Genomic DNA, 1075 nt, shown 5'->3' on the forward strand with positions numbered 1-1075 from the left:
CTAACTCGGCTAAACGGCGCACTTTACGCCAGAACGAACTCAAGGCCACTTCAGATATCGGTTTGGTATGGCATCGTGCAGGAAAAATATAATCACTCTCTGTTCGCCACTCTTTTAGATACGCCCTAACCGGTGAGCAAAGATACACCGTTTTTGCACCTGTTTTACTGTCTGATAAATGCCAATGCCCTCCCCTGTAATCTTTCCATTGCAACGTTCTCACTTCCGAAGAACGGCACCCTGTATATATCAATAATCGTATAATCATCACGAGAATTGGGTTATCGGCTTCTAACGTTTCGAGTACATGCCATAGGCTACGCAACTCTTCCGGACTGAGGTAGCGTTCGACCTCTCCCGCTTTATAACGCTTAAAGTGACGACAAGGGTTAGTGTTTCTATGTCGATATCCCCACGCTTCACACTGCTGCATCATGACAGACATCAACACTAACGCTTGATTCGCTGAGCCTTTCACGTGATTTAACTGAGCAAACCACCCTTCAATGTCTCTTCGCTCTATGGAGTGAACCTGTTTATCGCCTAAAATAGGCGCGATATGTAAACGAAAGGCGCTCTTATTCTTTACCGTCGTTCTTGGTTTCCAGTGGCGAGGATAACGCTTAAAAAATTCCTCTGCGAAGACCCGAATCGTTATTGGTGGCAGCTCTTTTATATCTGCCAGATAACGAGTCTGGTGAACTTCATTCACCACTTGCTTTCGCACCTCTCGTAATGATAGGTCGGTTGCTTTACCAAGCTTGCGGTGAATCCTTAACCCTTCATGCTGAAAGCGAATATAAAATCGCTTACCTCCTGACGGATAAACTCTTAAATACAACTCAGGGACTTTTGTATCGTAAAACTCTTGAACCAGATGGTTAGAAAGGATGCGCTCAACAAAGCGTTGTGTGAGTAAGATTTTTTTCATCATTTAGTACCTTCATATAGGGACATAGAATCACGAAATTTCGTGAAAGCATGCCATACCAATGAAAGACACAAACTACACATCGCTTATCTATCAGACACTTACTACAGACAACCATCCATAATCGCCAGATTATGACGTAGG

General features: G+C 43.7%; 1 protein-coding gene. It reads right to left on the minus strand.

What is annotated here, in order from left to right:
- Positions 1 to 934 (minus strand): tyrosine-type recombinase/integrase (locus tag AACT19_RS12875; protein WP_242658948.1); only part of this gene is annotated, 934 nt, incomplete at its 3' end.
- Between the last annotated feature and the right edge of the window lie 141 nt (positions 935 to 1075).

The sequence above is a fragment of the Vibrio sp. 10N.222.47.A9 genome, assembly GCF_963872585.1.
Taxonomy (GTDB): Bacteria; Pseudomonadota; Gammaproteobacteria; order Enterobacterales; family Vibrionaceae; genus Vibrio; species Vibrio splendidus.